The organism is Luteolibacter sp. AS25, assembly GCF_046736275.1.
Taxonomy (GTDB): domain Bacteria; phylum Verrucomicrobiota; class Verrucomicrobiia; order Verrucomicrobiales; family Akkermansiaceae; genus Luteolibacter.
The window spans coordinates 125743-139850 of record NZ_CP151837.1; the positions used below are offsets into that span (position 1 = coordinate 125743).

The 14108-nt window shown below is 54.7% G+C and carries 14 protein-coding genes; 8 read left to right on the plus strand and 6 right to left on the minus strand.

The genetic code is table 11. From position 1 onward, the window contains the following. Positions 1-9 precede the first annotated feature (9 nt). Positions 10-186: a hypothetical protein gene (locus tag AAGA79_RS00555; protein WP_411826833.1), complete on the plus strand. Its 177-nt coding sequence runs from the start codon at positions 10-12 to the stop codon at positions 184-186. 51 nt (positions 187-237) lie between these two features. On the opposite strand, the gene AAGA79_RS00560 is transcribed toward AAGA79_RS00555, so the two are convergent. Beyond that, the gene (locus tag AAGA79_RS00560; protein ID WP_411826834.1) at positions 238-840 is read right to left on the minus strand and encodes a DNA-3-methyladenine glycosylase; all 603 of its coding nucleotides are present in this window, start codon (positions 838-840) and stop codon (positions 238-240) included. 216 nt (positions 841-1056) lie between these two features. On the opposite strand from AAGA79_RS00560, the gene typA reads away from it, so the two are divergent. Together typA and AAGA79_RS00570 are read left to right on the plus strand one after the other, a co-directional pair. After that, the gene (gene typA, locus AAGA79_RS00565) at positions 1057-2904 is read left to right on the plus strand and encodes a translational GTPase TypA (protein WP_411826835.1); all 1848 of its coding nucleotides are present in this window, start codon (positions 1057-1059) and stop codon (positions 2902-2904) included. Between the two features lie 109 nt (positions 2905-3013). Beyond that, positions 3014-4078, plus strand: coding sequence for an SAM-dependent methyltransferase (locus AAGA79_RS00570; protein WP_411826836.1), 1065 nt, complete (start codon positions 3014-3016; stop codon positions 4076-4078). A 79-nt stretch (positions 4079-4157) separates the two neighbouring features. Here AAGA79_RS00570 and trxA read toward each other — a convergent pair whose 3' ends face one another. The 3 genes from trxA to AAGA79_RS00585 form a co-directional block, all read right to left on the minus strand. Further along, positions 4158-4478 carry a thioredoxin gene (gene trxA / locus AAGA79_RS00575; protein ID WP_411826837.1) on the minus strand — a complete coding sequence of 107 codons (321 nt, stop codon included), beginning with the start codon at positions 4476-4478 and terminating at the stop codon, positions 4158-4160. A gap of 214 nt (positions 4479-4692) precedes the next feature. After that, positions 4693-5520: a hypothetical protein gene (locus tag AAGA79_RS00580; RefSeq protein ID WP_411826838.1), complete on the minus strand. Its 828-nt coding sequence runs from the start codon at positions 5518-5520 to the stop codon at positions 4693-4695. Positions 5521-5626: 106 nt separating this feature from the next. Next, a complete protein-coding gene (locus AAGA79_RS00585; protein ID WP_411826839.1) occupies positions 5627-6763 on the minus strand; it encodes a HupE/UreJ family protein in 1137 nt (378 codons plus the stop codon). Positions 6764-6882: 119 nt separating this feature from the next. On the opposite strand from AAGA79_RS00585, the gene preA reads away from it, so the two are divergent. Continuing rightward, on the plus strand, positions 6883-8010 hold the full coding sequence (gene preA / locus AAGA79_RS00590) for an NAD-dependent dihydropyrimidine dehydrogenase subunit PreA (protein ID WP_411826840.1): 1128 nt from the start codon (positions 6883-6885) through the stop codon (positions 8008-8010). Between the two features lie 9 nt (positions 8011-8019). Here preA and AAGA79_RS00595 read toward each other — a convergent pair whose 3' ends face one another. Then, a complete protein-coding gene (locus AAGA79_RS00595) occupies positions 8020-9273 on the minus strand; it encodes a hydantoinase/carbamoylase family amidase (protein WP_411826841.1) in 1254 nt (417 codons plus the stop codon). A 101-nt stretch (positions 9274-9374) separates the two neighbouring features. Here AAGA79_RS00595 and hydA point away from each other — a divergent pair, with 101 nt between their 5' ends. Continuing rightward, the gene (hydA, locus tag AAGA79_RS00600) at positions 9375-10790 is read left to right on the plus strand and encodes a dihydropyrimidinase (RefSeq protein WP_411826842.1); all 1416 of its coding nucleotides are present in this window, start codon (positions 9375-9377) and stop codon (positions 10788-10790) included. Between the two features lie 13 nt (positions 10791-10803). Here hydA and menB read toward each other — a convergent pair whose 3' ends face one another. Then, positions 10804-11619, minus strand: coding sequence for a 1,4-dihydroxy-2-naphthoyl-CoA synthase (menB, locus tag AAGA79_RS00605; RefSeq protein ID WP_411826843.1), 816 nt, complete (start codon positions 11617-11619; stop codon positions 10804-10806). Between the two features lie 100 nt (positions 11620-11719). On the opposite strand from menB, the gene AAGA79_RS00610 reads away from it, so the two are divergent. From AAGA79_RS00610 to AAGA79_RS00620, 3 genes are read left to right on the plus strand one after another with little or no spacing between them, the layout of a single operon-like run. Further along, positions 11720-12679, plus strand: coding sequence for an AhpC/TSA family protein (locus AAGA79_RS00610; protein ID WP_411826844.1), 960 nt, complete (start codon positions 11720-11722; stop codon positions 12677-12679). Continuing rightward, positions 12676-13380 (plus strand): SDR family oxidoreductase, encoded by a 705-nt coding sequence (locus tag AAGA79_RS00615; protein WP_411826845.1) that lies wholly within the window; start codon positions 12676-12678, stop codon positions 13378-13380. Before AAGA79_RS00610 ends, AAGA79_RS00615 begins: the two co-directional genes overlap by 4 nt. Beyond that, the gene (locus AAGA79_RS00620; protein ID WP_411826846.1) at positions 13377-14108 is read left to right on the plus strand and encodes a hypothetical protein; all 732 of its coding nucleotides are present in this window, start codon (positions 13377-13379) and stop codon (positions 14106-14108) included. The genes AAGA79_RS00615 and AAGA79_RS00620 overlap by 4 nt, the downstream gene beginning before the upstream one ends.

Genomic DNA, 14108 nt, shown 5'->3' on the forward strand with positions numbered 1-14108 from the left:
AAGTTTAGTATGATGAAATCCATATTTATTTCACTCGCCTCCGTAACCGCTTTGTTCACCGCCACAAGCTGCAGCACGCAAGTTGACCCTCCGGGGGATACTAGTGTCGAGACACGTGTTGCCGAAGGTGAGGATAAGCCGGGCAATATTCTGGCTGAAGGTAGGATTAATACTGCAACGCAGTAGTCCGAAAAGTCTCACACCGCCGGCTTCCTTCTACGGATGCCGGCGGTTTTGTTACTCAAGTATCGTGTCCACCGGGAATCTCTTGCTGAGATATTTCGATGATGGATCGCCAAATCTCCATGGCAGGTCGACGGCCTTGGAAATTCCGATTCGTGGACCTGCGGTGATTTTCTCCGAACTGCCGGCTCTGATTCCGCAGTCTTCATCTTGTAGGAAGCTGATTCCGTGATCGTGTCTGCCAATGCCCAACGCTTGGGTAAGTCTTCCGGGCCCTGATGTCAGCTGTCGATCCGCCATTCCCTTTCGTCTCTCCCTCATGGAATCGATTCCTGAAATTGGTTCCAGCGCACGGATCAGCACAAAGCCATTACCATTCGGCCCCTTGATGAGAATATTGAACAGCCAGTGAACGCCGTAGTTCAGATATACATAAGCATCTCCGGCATCATGGACTTCGATGAACTTTCGTGATGAAGGCCTCAGCCAGGTATGACAGGCTTCATCACCAATCGCCCGGTAGGCTTCGGTCTCAACAATTCTACCAGCACATCCCTTCCAGTGGAGTTCGCTTCCGATGAGTTCGCGCGCGCAATCCACCGGATCCTTTTTGAAATCCGCAGCTGTGAGAGGCCTGTATTTAGAATCCGCACCCATACATAGCGATCATGGCAAAACCAGGGAGAGGCAAACGGAAATATAGCTCAATCCCCCATGGTGACTCTCCGGTTTACAAGCGAAATAGGCATTTCTGAAGGGCTGAAAGGGCAGCTGTAGTATGAATTGTTAAAATTGAATCCACACTTGCCTCTTGCCTTTGCAGGAAAAACAGTCCATAGCCCCGCGCCCAAAGCGTCTAACCGCCAGAATTTTATGTCACTCAAGATCCGCAACCTCGCCATCATCGCCCACGTTGACCATGGGAAAACCACTCTCGTCGACCAACTCCTCCAGGCAGGCGGAACATACCGTGAAAACCAAGAGCAGCAGGAGCGCGCAATGGACTCCATGGATCTTGAGAGAGAAAAAGGTATTACCATCAAGGCTAAGAACACTGCGATTCTTTGGGAAGGATACACCATCAACATCATCGATACACCGGGCCACGCCGATTTCGGTGCCGAAGTAGAGCGCGTTATGAAAATGGTGGATGGAGTTATCCTCGTCGTTGACGCAGCTGGTGGCCCACAGGCCCAGACACGTTTCGTTCTCCGTAAAGCTCTCGCGGAAGGCCTCAAGCCAATCGTCGTGGTCAACAAACTCGACCGCCCACTTTCCAATCCACAGAAAGTTCACGATCAGGTTCTGGAACTTTTCCTCGATCTAGATGCAACTGAAGAGCAATTTGAAGCTCCATTCTCTTACGGCTCCGCCCGTGACGGATACTTCATGGACAGCCCGGATGATGAGCGCGTGGACTGCGTCCCGCTTCTCAGGAAAATCGTTGAGTTCATTCCTGAGCCGAAGGCAGACCCGGACGCTCCATTCCACATGCTCGTTTCCAATATCGAGTGGGACAACTTCGTTGGCCGTGTAGCTGTCGGTAAAGTCCTCGGTGGCTCCGTCAAGAAAGGCGACACCATCTGGCTCCTCCGCAAGGACGGCACCAAGCAGCAATCCAAGGTCATGAAGACCTTCACCTACTCCGGCCTCGCTACAGAAGACTCCGAGGGTTGCGGCGCTGGCGGTATCGTGGGCATCGCCGCTGGTATCGAGAACATCGACATTGGTGAAACCCTCACCGCTGACCCTGAGCTCGAAGCACTTCCTTTCGTGGAAATCGATCCGCCGACAGTTTCCATGGAGTTCTCCATCAACGACGGCCCGCTCGCTGGTAAGGAAGGTAAGCACGTTACCTCCCGCGCCATCCGTGAGCGCCTCATGCATGAGCTGAAAACAAACGTTTCCCTCCAGGTTGAGGATACGGATCAAGCTGGTATCTTCAAAGTATCCGCCCGTGGCGCCATGCAGATCGCCGTTCTTGTTGAAACAATGCGCCGCGAAGGATTCGAGGTCTGCGTTTCCCGTCCAACGGTTATTTTCCGCCGCGACGAGAACGATAAGCTCGAGGAGCCATTCGAAACTCTCTACGTGGAGTCTCCTGCAGAATACTCACAGGGTATCCTCAAAGCGCTCAACAACCGCAAGGGCCTCATGGAAGACATGACCACCGAGCCTTCCGGCGAGACTCTCATTCAGGCAGTTATCCCTACCCGCGGACTCATCGGCCTCGAAACAGAAATCGTCAACCTTACCTCCGGTCACGGAATCATGTCCCACCTCTTCAAGGAATACGGACCGCACGCAGGTGAAATCGTAACCCGCACCACAGGGACACTCGTCTCCATGGAAGCCGGCACAGCGACAACTTACTCCCTGCAGGCACTCGAAGACCGCGGAACACTCTTCGTAGGCGCGAACGATGCCATCTACGGTGGTATGCTCGTCGGAGAAAACCCACGCGTGGGTGATATGCCGGTAAACCCAGTGAAAGAGAAACATCTCGATAACATGCGTTCCTCCGGAAAAGACAAAACTTCCAAGCTCTCTCCGCCGCTCCGCTTCTCGCTCGAGCGCGCCATCGAATACATCGATGCTGACGAACTTGTGGAAGCTACTCCGCTCAACATCCGCCTCCGCAAGCGCATCCTCGATGCAAATGCCCGTAAACGCGCTTCCAAAAGCGTATCCGGAGAAGATCGCGCCAAGCGCGGTAAGTAACTACCGAACGCTTCCCACCTTCCGAGCCCCTCAATGAGGGGTGAAAGATTCCAGCCCAGGGCAGCGCCCTGGGTTTTTCTGTTTCCAGCTATAATTTTCCGAACCGACCATGTCCGACCCAATTACCACTCATCTGATTCGTATTTCCGAAGTCTTCGCGGATCTAATTCCGGATATTCTGGAGAAGCTCGGGGCGGAGAAATGGAAGAAGCTCGGACCTGAGTATTTCCTGATAGATACCGCCAATGCCACGCTTCTGCGAGATGGTCCTGCCGCGAAGTTTATTCGTTTTCAGATTCAGGTGAAGCACTCCTGGCCGTGTAACCCTGAGAAAATGGACAGCTTTATCGAAAAAGCAGCTCAGGCTACCTACTACAAATGCGAAAGCTACAATCCTCAGACCATCTTGGTTGGTCGGCTGGACACGAGTTCCACGAAGAACTATTACAAAGCCTTGGCATCGAATTTCCGCGGGCGCGCCCTGCAGGTATTCGAGCTACCGGAATCAGCTCCGAAGTCCGCTGAAGAGCAGGATCCTGACAAGGCGTCCCTGTTCTGCTTCGTCGGGAAAGGTGGCCTCTTCTGTGGAATGAGCACTCCTCGTGAGGCGGGTGGCCTTCATCCCGGCGGCACGAAATATATCAGTCAGAACTCAGAGGACACCATCAGCCGCGCTGGAGCCAAGGTTGCTGAGGCTCTCCACTATCTGGCGATGTTCCGCGCGCCTCTACCCAAGTACGCCAGCTGGCTGGAGCTGGGCGCGAGCCCGGGTGGTATGACTTCGGAGCTGCTTAAGAGAAATTATTCTGTCACCGCGATTGATCGCGCCGCACTTGACGTCCGCCTCGCGAATCACCTGGATCTGAAAGTTATCCGCGATGACGTTGCCGCGTTCATCCCCCCGAAAGGAATCCGATACGATGCGATTCTTTCAGACATGAATGGCCCCGCGAAACTTGCCATCACCAACGTTACACGCCTCGTCGATTTCCTGAAACCGGGCGGACTGGTTATTACTACCCTGAAGACCACGGGTGCAAGCAGTGTGGAGGAGATTGATGAGCTCGAGAAAGACGTTCTCAAGTTAGCCAAAGAAGGTGGCCTGACGCTCATCACCAAGACCCACCTGACCTACAATAGGCAGGAGTTCACTTTATTTTTCGAGAAGGTTTAATCCTTCTGCCTATAGATACTGGTAATAAAAAAGCCCCTCTGCTTACACAGAGAGGCTTGGAAATTTGCTGTTATGCTTCTTAGGCGAGTGCCAGAAGTTTTGCTTTGAGCTGATCCTTGGTGACATTAGCGCCGACGATCTGATCTTTCACTTCACCATTCTTGAAGAACAGGAGGAGTGGGATGGACTTTACGTTGTATTTTACAGCGAGTTCGCGTGCGTCGTCTACGTTGACCTTGCCGATCTTGGCTTGGCCTTCGATTTCCGATGAAAGCTGATCAAGCACTGGGCCAATCATCTTACAAGGGCCGCACCATTCGGCCCAGAAATCCACGAGGACGGGTTGGTCGGAATCAATCACTTCGGATTGAAAATTATCTTGGGTAAGTGTCTTAGCCATGTGTGAAACCTGTAACCCGCCCGCCAATCCGTCAAGGGCATGAAATGAAAAATCCCCGGCTCCTCTAAAATTCAGGGAACCGGGGATTATTTGAAATAAAGAAGGTCTACTTAGACCGGTAGGCTTGCTCCTAGATACGCGATGTAAAGAACGGCGGCGGCAAGCAGAGTGTTGAGAATTCCGATAATCATTTGAGATGGGTTTTAGTTGGTAATTATTCGATGAGTTGGGACCACGAGCCGGAATCAGGATTGTCTTCCGCGTTGATCCAAGTGCTGGCGACTTTCAACTGAATACCGAGAACAATAAGAGCGGCGGCGAAGCCCACTCCAGCCAGAATCGTGAAGAATGTAGCTGCTCCGGATTCGTCAACTTCGTCCGGTTCCTCGTAACTTGTTACCGCAGGCTTTGTGCCGGGTGATGTAGGAGTGAGCGGCTTTGTAGGCGGGCTCAGGGCTACAGTTGCCTTTGGCAAAGTGGCACCTGGTTTGGCAGCGCCAGGAAGTGTACCACCAGCGGTTTTGAGAGCAATCGTTGGGGCACCCATGCTTGGGCCACCGGCGGTTTTCAGCGCGATGGTTGGTGCTCCGGGTGGTTTTGGAGCGCCAGGGCTTTGCATGGCAATGGTAGGAGCCGGCGGCTTGGGAGCTCCGGCTATCGGTGGCCTAGGTGGGGTTGGAGCGCCGCCGGGAGTCGGTGGTGTTGGGGCGCCGCCTGGGGTCGGTGGCTTCGGAGCGGCGGAAGGTGCACCGCCCGCCATTGGTGGCACTGGAACCTTTGCGGTAGGCGCTTTGGAAATAGAAGGAGCTGGTGGCGCCGGAGCGGTAGGCGGCCTTGGAGTGGTAGGAGTAGGCGGGATGGCTGCTGCTGTCGGTGGGACAGGGGCCTTGACCGGTGCTACTGGCGGAGGCGTTACCGGAAGTGTCGCGGAAGGGACGGCCGGTGGCGAATCTGAAGCCTTGAGCGTGACGCGCACGGTTTCTTTTTTCAGTGGCACACTGGAAGTCTGCTTGGATGGGGTTCTTTTTTCGTTCTCGCTCATGCGCTATGTGGTTTTTTGCTAAAGGCAAGAATAAGCCATGTAGTGAGGGGGGCTGTCAATTCCCCATCCTTGATTCTTTAAGGAGTTTTTTTAAAAATTGTAGTGCTTAGGAGAAAATTCGCTCGAACATCCAAAAAAGTCCGGCCAGCGCGACAAAGACCGAGCCGACGATCTGCACTTTTTTCGTCCAGCGCCGCAGCGGCCACAAGACCAGGAATGAACAGATCAGAACCGTGATCTGGGCGAGTTCCACCCCTACATTGAATCCTACCAGTGGCAGGGCGATTTGTGCTCCGGAGATTCCGTCCAGCTTATCACCGAGAACACTTGCGAAGCCCATCCCGTGGAGAAGACCGAAGGCGAAAACGATGATCAGGCGCTTCGGCTTGAGCTCCCTGACCAGAAGATTCTCAATGCCGATCCAAGCGATACTGGCTGCGATCAAAATTTCGATCAGTTTCGACGGTAGGGAAATAACTCCGAAAATAGCCAGAGCCAGCGTGATAGAGTGGGCGAAGGTGAAAAGCAGCGACTGTCCCATGAGCGGTTTCCAGCGGGGCGCCAGGAGGAAAAGCCCGATTATGAACAGCAGGTGATCTAGGCCCAGAGGGATGACGTGGCGGTAGCCCGAAATGATCCAGCTTTCCGCAAGTGCGGAGCGGTCGGGAGTGGTGGAGGCCGCCTTGCTGCCATCGTCCGGATCCGCTTCTTTTTCCAGAATCGTGTCCGACATGCCGGTTGAGACACTTAGTAGCCCGAGGTTTTCTCCCTCCTCGATGATGATTATGAGCTCTGATTGCAGATCATCGTGCCAGAATGCTTCGAGTTTTCCTGCTTCAGGTTGCTGTCTGGTGATGATTTCCACTTTCATCAACGCCCAGCCGCCTTCTTCCGGAGGCAAGACCAGCGGCTTTGATTCAAAATCGGGGAAGCGGATCTCCCATGGCAGCGTTTTCCCATTGAACTTCAGTTCGAGAAGATTGCGCATGATGGACTCCGCGTTTTTCCGGATTCGCTCGTGTTCTGCGGGCGGAGCTTCCATCACATCTTTTCTGAAAAGTGGCAGAGAGCCCTCTACTCCGCGGATTTCCGGCAACATGTAGGCGATGTCCAGCAGGCCCTCCAGTTTCCACTCGCCCTCCGGTTGGAGAAATTCCAGTTCCACGGAATCGACCTGATGGGCTGTGGCGGCAAAGTTTCCCCAGAGGGCGAAAATGGTAACGAGGAGAAATTTCAGCTTCATGCGGCGGCCAATCTCATCTCCTAACCGCCGTTTTTCAAGCTTGCTACGTTTCAAATCAAGGTTTGACCTTCAACTCGCGCTAGGCTGATCCTCTCCGCCCCTTCGCTTTCCGATTTCCCATGAGCACACTTGCAACCACCGTCGACGGACTGAACTTCGCCAATCCCTTCGTGATCGCCTCCGGCCCTCCGGGGACAAACGTGAAAGTGATCAAGCGCGCTTTCAAGGAAGGATGGGGTGGAGTGGTTGCGAAAACCGTCAGTCTTGATTCCTCAAAGGTGATCAATGTGAGCCCACGCTACGCGAAGCTGAAGGCGAATGATGGAAAGGAAGTCATCGGCTGGGAAAATATTGAACTGATCAGCGATCGGAAATTCGAGATCTGGCTGGATGAGTTCAAGGCCGCCAAGGATGCATACCCGGATGGAATCCTCATCGCCTCTGTCATGGAGGAATATAATAAGGATGCCTGGTGCGAGATTATCGAGCGCTGCCAGGATGCCGGAGTAGACGCCTTCGAGCTAAATTTTTCCTGCCCGCATGGACTTCCTGAGCGGAAAATGGGATCTGCCATGGGGCAGGATCCTGATATTCTCGAAGAGGTTTGCGGCTGGGTCATGGGCGTATCGAAGCTCCCTGTTTGGGCGAAAATGACTCCGAATGTCACCCATATCGAGGAACCCAGCGCAGCCGCTCTGCGAGGAGGCTGCCACGGGATTTCCGCGATCAATACGATCCGCAGCGTGATGGGCGTGAATCTCGAAACCCTTCGTCCGGAGCCAACTGTTGAAGGTTACACCACCGTCGGTGGATATTCCTCCAAGGCGATCAAGCCGATTGCGCTCCGCATGGCGATGGAGATCGCGCAGCTTATCAAGAAGGATTTCCCCGGCCGTAGTTTATCAGGTTTGGGTGGGGTGGAGACCGGCGCGGATGCCGCTGAATACATTCTTCTCGGTAGCGATACCGTCCAGGTCTGCACCGGTGTCATGAAATTCGGCTACGGCCTGGCTTCCACTCTTTGCGAAGAATTGCTGGAGTTCATGGAGGGCAAAGGCTTCGAGACGATCGCGGATTTCAAAGGTGCCAGTTTGCCATACTTTACCTCCCACGCGGATCTCGTGAAAATGCAGGCGGAGCGGAAGGCGAAGGAGAGAGCCGCCAAGGAGCAAGCGGATATGATCAAAGGTGATGCGGAATGGGACGGCGATGATTTCGTAAAACAATCCAACGCACTTTCGCGCTAAGGGGGATTTCTACGGTTTTTCGTTTTCCTGGATCCATTCCATCGTCCGCCGGGCCAAGTGGTCCATCGCCAGCACGGAGAGCTCGATGTGCTCCTCTCGGGTATCCTCGATTTTGTTGTGACTGATACCGTGCAGGCTCTGCACAAACATCATTACCGTCGGGATGCCTGCTGCCGAAACCTCTGCCGCATCGTGCAGCGGACCAGAAGGCAGGTGGGGAGCCTCGCCGCTCACCTGAAGGATCGCCTCCGTGCAGAAATCCATCAGTTTCGCATGAAATGGTTGTGGAGCAATACCCAGGATTTTTTCCCAGCGCACCGTCACGTTTGCCTCGCTGGCGAACCGCTCGCTGGCGACCTTCGCGTCATCCAGCATTGAAGCGAGCGCTACCGGATCCAGGTGGCGTTGATCCAGCGTGATGCGGCATCCTTCCACCACACTCGTCACAATCCCTGGTTCGGTCTTGCATGAGCCAATCGTGCACACGCCACCGTGGCGCCCCGTGATTTTATATATTTCCGCAGCCATCCGCGCCGCTGGCAAGAGCGCGTCCTTTCGGCGGTTCATCGGCGTGCTTCCCGAGTGCGCCGCCTGCCCGTGAAAGATGATCTCGTGCCGCTCCACACCGTAGGTTCCCTGAACTACGGCGAGTGGTAGATCAAGATCCAGCAGCACCGGTCCTTGCTCGATATGTAGCTCCAGATAAGCGGCTGCATTTTTCTGCTCCACCCTGGCTTGTTTCACATTTTCAAAATCAATCCCGCATTCCCCAAGAGCATCCGGCAGGGGAACTCCGTCCCTATCTTTCAACACGCGGGCCTCCTCCATATCGAGATTTCCGGAAAATGCCGCGGAGCCGAACAAGCTTTTCCCGAAACGTGCTCCCTCTTCATCCGCCCAATCAACCAAGCGCACGGTCACTGGTGGATTTCCGCCGAATTCCTCATGGATTCTTCGCAAAATTTCCACGCCACACATCACATTCAGGCTGCCATCCAGCCAGCCGCCATTCGGCACAGAATCCATGTGCCCGCCGATGATCAGCGCCTTCTCTGATTCCCCCTTCAGCGTGAACCATAAATTTCCAGCCGCATCGGCGTGCTCCTCCGCTGGCAATTCCGCCATTTTTTCCTTCAGCCAAGCCCGCGCCTCTTGCCACGTTTTTGTGAAAGCCACACGCTGCGCCCCATCCTCGGTTCCCGTCAGTGCCCGGAGCTCCTTCAGCTCGGCGACGGTTCGTTTCGGATCAGGAAATGAGGGCATGTGGAAACTAAACACCGAATCCACCGCCAATAAACGGTAATTTGCAGTGTTCCATAGAGTTGAAATTTGAACTCCTCAATTTTTCCCCTCAATATCCGCGCATGAGCCTTTTGATCAAAAACGGAGAAATCATCACAGCAGAGCGCAGGTTTTTTGCCGATATTCTCTGTCGTGGTGGTGTCATCGTGGAAATTGGACAGAACCTCTCCGATTCCTCGGCTGAGATAATCGACGCCACCGGCAAATACGTTTTCCCCGGCTTCATAGATCCACACGTCCACATCTATCTCCCGTTTATGGGCACGGTCTCCAAGGACGACTACGCCACCGGCAGCAAGGCAGCGCTCATGGGAGGCACGACAACGCTTATAGAAATGTGCTGCCCCGGGCGCGATGAAGATCCGCTCGAAGCCATTCGCCTATGGAAAAGCAAAGCCGTGAACATCTCCTCGTGTGACTACACCTTCCACATGGGAGTCACCCGATTCGATGAAACCACCACCGAATCGCTCAAATCCATCGTTGCCGAAGAAGGTATTACCTCGCTGAAAGTATTCCTGGCCTACAAAGGCGCCCTGGGGATCGAAGATACGGAACTTTATAAAACCCTCTCCTTCGCCGCCGAAAATAATCTCATAGTCACCGCCCACTGCGAGAACGCCGATCTAATTTACGAAAATCAACAACGTCTCGTTTCCGAAGGGAAAACCGGTCCGGAATGGCACGAACCCTCCCGCCCTATCTCCGTTGAAGCCGATGGTTGCCACCACCTGATGACCTTCGCCGAGGCCACCGGCGCGGAGGTTTACGTGGTCCACACCAGCTGTGTCCCAGCCGTTGAGGCAATATCCGCAGCGCGCGCCCGCGGGGTGAAAGCCCACATCGAAACAGTGGCCCCGTACCTTACGCTGAACAGCTCCCACGCGGAGTTACCGGATTTCGAAGGAGCGAAGTATGTCATGTCCCCACCGCTCCGCTCCCCGGAGCATGGCGAATTTCTCTGGGAAAAAATAGCCGATGGCACCATCGACACCATCGCCACAGATCATGCCCCCTTCGATTTCGAGACACAAAAGCGTATGGGAGACCCGGCAAACGCGTTGGATGCAGCGATGCAGCTTACCGGTCAGCCCGGAAATTTCACACTCATCCCCAATGGTATCCCCAGCGTCGAGGAGCGGATCAAGATCCTCTACAACGATGGAGTCTTGAGCGGGAAAATCGACCTCCAGACCTTGGTCCGTGCAGCCAGCACCAACGCTGCGAAAATTTTTAATCTCTACCCGAAAAAAGGCGCGATCGAGATCGGCGGCGACGCCGATCTGGTTATTTGGGACCCGGAGTTCTCAGGAGAAATTTCCGTAACGACCCACTCGATGGCTACGGACTACTCCGCCTTCGAAGGTAAAAAGATCAAAGGCCGCGCCGAGACCGTCACCGTCCGCAGCCAAATCCTCGTCAGAGACGGCGGATGGGCAGGGAAGGGCGGAGAAGGTGAGTTTCTATGGAGAAAATAGTCCCGGTGCGAGACTAAGGCACGCGCGGGAATTTTGAGAAATCAGGCTTTCTCTTTTCGAGGAACGCTTCTTTGCCCTCTCTTCCTTCCTCGCTCATGTAGTAGAGAAGGGTGGCGTTTCCTGCCAGATCAAGAAGCCCCATCTGTCCATCACAGTCGGCGTTCAGAGCCGCCTTGAGACAGCGTAAAGCGAGAGGGGAATGATCCAGCATTTCGCGGCACCATTGGACGGTTTCCTTCTCGAGATCCGCAAGTGGGACCACGGTATTGACCAGGCCCATGTCCAGCGCCTGTTGCGCATCGTATTGGCGGCAGAGATACCAGATTTCCCGGGCCTTTTTCTGTCCCACGATCCTTGCCAGGTAGCTGGAACCCAGACCGCCATCGAAGCTTCCGACCTTCGGGCCGGTTTGGCCGAAACGGGCGTTGTCAGCCGCGATGGTCAGATCACAGACGATGTGCAAAACGTGTCCTCCGCCGATCGCATATCCGGCAACCATGGCCACCACCGGCTTAGGCAGGGAGCGGATCTTTTTCTGCAAATCGAGCACATTTAGACGCGGGACGCCGTCCTCGCCGATGTAGCCGGCCTGACCGCGCACTTTTTGATCACCGCCCGAGCAGAACGCCAGATCTCCGGCTCCGGTCAGGATGATCGCCCCCACCTGCGGGTCGTCGTGGGCCATATCGAAGGCGCGCAGCAATTCCATCACCGTCTTCGGGCGGAATGCGTTGCGGACCTCCGGGCGGTTGATGGTTACCTTTGCGATCGCACCGTCTTCGCTTGTTTCGTAGAGAATGTCTTCGAACTCGTATTTTGAAATCCACATATGCTGGAAAAATGACCGCGCATTCCTCCTCTATCAACCGCGAAAAGTTCCGGAGTAAAAACTCCCGTTGCGAACAGGCGGAAACTCCATACTCTGAGCAATGACAAATAGCTGCGAAGGAGGGAATTGCCGGGTGACGCGCTGGATGCAGCTCACCTTGCTCTTCGCCGGGATCGTTCATCTGCTATTTTCTGTCTGGGTGGTGTGTTGCCCGTTTCAGGTTTTCGATCTTCTGGGTATCACGCGGCCGATTCATCCCATGCTCTGGCGCCTGCTGGGAGTGATTGTAGGTGGATTCGGCTTGGCCTTTCTGCTCGCGGCGAAGGATCCGCTCCGTCACTGGCTGGTCATTACCTTCGGGGTTCTGAAATTTATACTCGGCTCGGTGGTGGTTATTTCCGGCATTCTTGGTGGGGAGCTTCCGCATACCGCTTTCTACTTTCTCATCATCAACGACCTGATCTGGATCGTTCCGTTCACGTTGATTTTGTGGACAATTATCCGTGCCCACGCGGGAATTCCTGTTTCACGCAGCGAGCCATATTCCATGGCGGAGGCGGCGCAGACGTATCGGCTATCCACTGGTGAAACTCTGTCGGGTGCATCGGAAGATCGTCCGCTTGTTCTGGTTTTCCTGCGGCACTTCGGTTGTACATTCACCCGCCAGATTCTTCGTGGACTGCAGGATCTGGAAGTTCAGGCGAAGGAAAACAATGCCCAGCTGGTTCTCGTCCACATGCTCCAGTCCGGGCAGGAGATCAATTATCTTGGGAGTCATTCCAATATCCCACGGATCGCCGATCCCCGCTGCGAGCTATACCGTGCCTTCGGCCTCGGAAAGGGCGGGTTGTTGGAACTCTTCGGCCCACACGTGATGTGGCGGGCTGCCATCTCTGTGTTCAAGGGTTGCGGAGTAGGCCATCTGGCTGGCGATGGCTTGCAAATGCCCGGTGCATTCGTGTTCCATAAAAACACTGTCATCGCTGCGCAGCCGGCTCATACCGTTGCAGACATACCGGACCTGCACTCACTTTTTAAGAATTCCACACCCGAACCATGATTTCCCTGAAAGGAAAAAACTTTCTCGTCACCGGCGCGTCCAGCGGCATCGGCGCTGCAACAGGCGCACAGCTTCTCGCACACGGCGCGAACGTTTTCGGCGTCACCCGCCGCCCGAATGCCCTTCACCCGGATATTTCTCCGATCGAGGCGAACCTTACCTCGCGTGAGGAGATTTCCGCTATTTTCAAGAATCTCGGGAAGATCGATGGTCTGATCAACTGCGCTGGCACCGCGTATCTCTCCCGTATCGTCGATGGAAATCCCGCGGACTGGGAGGAAATGTGGCGGGTGAACGTGCTCGCGCTGACACTTTGCTGCCAGTATTCGCTCAAGCATTTTCCGCAGGGCGGAGGCCGCATTGTGAATGTTTCCTCTATGTCGGGCCACCGTGTGCCGCCATCCGGTGGATTCTATGCACCTACCAAGTTTGCCGTCCGCGCGATTACCGACTCACTACGATCCGAGCTGAAGGCGATTCAGTCTCCGATCCAGGTTGCCTGCGTCTCGCCCGGGTTCGTAGATACTCCGCTGCTTGAAAATTATTTCCGTGGGCGTGAAGAGGCGCTTTCCAAGACGCGTGAGAACATGAACATGCTGAAGCCGGAGGATGTGGCGCACTCGATCCTGACGATTCTTACCGCACCGGCGCATGTGGAAATTGGCGATATCCTCATGCGTTCCAGCGATCAGATTGCATGAGAAGGTCCATCGTAAGCTGGCTACTTGTTCTGGTCGCGGCGCTTTTGCTGAGCTCCTGTTTTGATAGCAGGGAGGAGGTGTGGATCAATGCCGACGCATCCGGTGCCGCCAGAATTACCATCACCCTTCCCGCCGTGGCCACGAGGCTGAATGGCGGAGAAGCTGGAGTGAAAAAAATGATCGGTGATTATCTTTCCGAATCCCCTCAGTTCAGCTCCTACATTGTAAAATCCGAGCAAACCGCAGATGGTCTCGAGTTCGATGTCATCGTCACTTTTGATAACGTCATGGAGCTCCGGAAACTGAGCGAATCTCCGGCCGCGAAGAAACTTCCCTCTGGGAGTGCCAGCTTTATGGGGAAGACTCACGTGGAGTTCGAGAAGCTGAATGTGAATTTCAAGCGAAGCGTGGAGCTATCGAAGGCCGTTCCGGGCGCTATATTCATGCCCCGGAGCCAGCTCGCCGGTCACACGATTACCACCATTATCCATCTGCCACTTGCCGCGACCTCGCACAATGCTCATACGGTCTCGGAAGGTGGCCGCACCCTGACGTGGGAAACCCCGCTTGCTACTGCGTTTCTAGGGCCTGTTGAAACCACCTTTATCATGCCGCTTCCGATTCCTTGGAGCACCATCATCATGGTAACCACGCTTCTGGTTTCACTGTCGGTGTTTCTAATCTACTATTTTCTCCGTAGAAAAAAGGCTCGGTCGACCAAGGCGTGA

Bases quoted from the DNA above. Each gene is read 5' to 3' on its own strand.
- hydA (WP_411826842.1), top strand. From the start codon at position 9,375: ATGAGCCTTTTGATCAAAAACGGAGAAATCATCACAGCAGAGCGCAGG.
- preA (WP_411826840.1), top strand. From the start codon at position 6,883: ATGAGCACACTTGCAACCACCGTCGACGGACTGAACTTCGCCAATCCC.
- AAGA79_RS00570 (WP_411826836.1), top strand. From the start codon at position 3,014: ATGTCCGACCCAATTACCACTCATCTGATTCGTATTTCCGAAGTCTTC.
- AAGA79_RS00615 (WP_411826845.1), top strand. From the start codon at position 12,676: ATGATTTCCCTGAAAGGAAAAAACTTTCTCGTCACCGGCGCGTCCAGC.
- typA (WP_411826835.1), top strand. From the start codon at position 1,057: ATGTCACTCAAGATCCGCAACCTCGCCATCATCGCCCACGTTGACCAT.
- AAGA79_RS00580 (WP_411826838.1), bottom strand. From the start codon at position 5,520: ATGAGCGAGAACGAAAAAAGAACCCCATCCAAGCAGACTTCCAGTGTG.
- trxA (WP_411826837.1), bottom strand. From the start codon at position 4,478: ATGGCTAAGACACTTACCCAAGATAATTTTCAATCCGAAGTGATTGAT.
- AAGA79_RS00555 (WP_411826833.1), top strand. From the start codon at position 10: ATGATGAAATCCATATTTATTTCACTCGCCTCCGTAACCGCTTTGTTC.
- AAGA79_RS00595 (WP_411826841.1), bottom strand. From the start codon at position 9,273: ATGCCCTCATTTCCTGATCCGAAACGAACCGTCGCCGAGCTGAAGGAG.
- menB (WP_411826843.1), bottom strand. From the start codon at position 11,619: ATGTGGATTTCAAAATACGAGTTCGAAGACATTCTCTACGAAACAAGC.
- AAGA79_RS00585 (WP_411826839.1), bottom strand. From the start codon at position 6,763: ATGAAGCTGAAATTTCTCCTCGTTACCATTTTCGCCCTCTGGGGAAAC.
- AAGA79_RS00610 (WP_411826844.1), top strand. From the start codon at position 11,720: ATGACAAATAGCTGCGAAGGAGGGAATTGCCGGGTGACGCGCTGGATG.
- AAGA79_RS00620 (WP_411826846.1), top strand. From the start codon at position 13,377: ATGAGAAGGTCCATCGTAAGCTGGCTACTTGTTCTGGTCGCGGCGCTT.
- AAGA79_RS00560 (WP_411826834.1), bottom strand. From the start codon at position 840: ATGGGTGCGGATTCTAAATACAGGCCTCTCACAGCTGCGGATTTCAAA.